We start from the raw sequence: 1,730 nt of genomic DNA, 5'->3' as shown, positions 1-1,730 counted from the left end.
CTCCGATCTGGGCGGGCGGTGGCCCACGCGACGGCGCCGGCGAGCAGGCCGGCGCCCGCGGTGAGCGCCAGGCGGAGCAGCCCCTCGACGCCCGTGAACAGGCTCAGGCCCAGCATCACGACGGCGGCCGTCACCAGCGCGACGAAGAAGGCCACGCATTCGCTGTCCCGCTGCGCCTGCTCGGTGGCTGCGTCGGAGGCGCGGGACGTCGTCGGGGTGGGCTGGTCCAGGATGCTGCCGGTCATGGTGCCTCTCCTCCAGTGCGCGTCGGGCCGGGGGCGTCCGTCGGCGCGTGCACCCCGGCGGCGGACCCGTTGCGGGGCCTGCGTCCAGCATCGCGGAGGGGGTGGGCGCACCGGCAGGGCCATGAGGATGAACTTCGGGCCGCCCGACTCATACCCAGGTATGACCTGTGATTGTACTGACAGACGTCTGAGGAGGGCCTCAGGGAGGGGTCCCAGCGCCCAGGCCGACTGCTGAGGCCCGCGGACACGCCGCTACGACGTCGGCGTAGCGGCGTGTCCGCGGGCCTCAACGAGGGGTGGGGCAGGGACTGGGGCAGGGATGGAGCGGGAGCGGGCCGGGGAGGAACTGCGGGTCAGAACTGCACGAGGCCCGCGCGGTGGGCGATGAGCACGGCCTGCACGCGGTCGCGGGCGCCGAGCTTGGCCAGCACCCGGCCGACGTGCGTCTTCACCGTGGCCTCGGAGAGCACGAGCTCGGCGGCGATCTCCAGATTCGCGGCGCCCTGCGCCATGTGCACCAGCACCTCGCGCTCGCGCGGGGTCAGCGACGCCACCGCCGCCTGCTGCTCCTCGCACTCCGCGCTGCGGACCTGGTCCGAGCGCAGGCGCGGGGCCATGTGCGTCAGGAGCCGGCGCGTCGTGGACGGGGCGATCACGGCGTCGCCCCGGTGCACCGTGCGGATCGCGGCGAGCAGCTCCTCGGGCGGGGCGTCCTTGAGCAGGAAGCCGCTGGCGCCCGCCTCGATCGCATCGAACGCGTACTCGTCCAGGTCGAAGGTGGTCAGCACCACGACGCGCGGGGCGTCCGGCCGGCGCAGCAGGGCGCGGGTGGCCTCGATGCCGTCCATCTCCGGCATGCGCACGTCCATCAGCACGACGTCGGCGCCCGTCACGGACACCGACGCCACCGCCTCGCGCCCGCTGGCCGCCTCCGCCACGACCATCAGGTCCGGCTGCGATTCCACGAGCATGGCCAGCCCCGAGCGGATCAGGGCCTGGTCGTCCACCAGGGCGACGCAGACGGGGGCGGTCTCCTCGGAGCTCATGGGCTCATCCTCTCAAGTCGGACGGGGTGAGCGGGCGGCGCGGGGGCGGCCACCCCTCACACCGCCGAGTACGGCAGGTGGGCGGACACGCGGTACCCGGTCCCGACGCGCGGCCCCGTCTCGAGCGTCCCGCCGAACAGGGCCGTCCGCTCGGCGGCCCCCCGCAGACCCTGGCCGCTGCCCCGGGTGGCGGGGTCGGCGGCGGCGCCGCGGCCGTCGTCGTCGATCTGCAGGTCCAGGCCGCGCGCCGTCCAGGCGAGCGTGACGAACGCGTCCGCGTCCGGCCCGCCGTGGCGCAGCGTGTTGGTCAGCGCCTCCTGCACGATCCGGTACGCGGCCAGCTCGCCGCCCGCCGGCAGCGCACGGCGGGGCGTGCCGGTCTCCAGCAGGGACACCTCGAGTCCGGACAGCCGCATCGTCTCCACGAGCGCGGGCAGGA

The 1,730-nt window shown here is 75.0% G+C and carries 3 protein-coding genes; all 3 read right to left on the bottom strand.

Annotated features, from left to right (window positions below; translation table 11 throughout):
• A partial coding sequence (locus D8M29_RS11740) for a hypothetical protein (RefSeq protein WP_127446003.1) occupies positions 1-245 on the bottom strand: 245 nt, incomplete at its 3' end.
• 353 nt (positions 246-598) lie between these two features.
• Entirely contained in the window at positions 599-1,291 is a 693-nt protein-coding gene (locus D8M29_RS11735; protein WP_119217690.1) for a response regulator transcription factor, read from the bottom strand.
• Between the two features lie 56 nt (positions 1,292-1,347).
• The coding region (locus tag D8M29_RS13665; RefSeq protein ID WP_370450174.1) for a sensor histidine kinase at positions 1,348-1,730 on the bottom strand (383 nt) is incomplete at its 5' end.

This window comes from Micrococcus sp. HSID17227 (genome assembly GCF_003989405.1).
Lineage (GTDB): Bacteria > Actinomycetota > Actinomycetes > Actinomycetales > Micrococcaceae > Micrococcus > Micrococcus luteus.
The sequence above is the reverse complement of the archived record's forward strand: the minus strand, read 5'-3'. Positions and strand labels throughout refer to the sequence as shown.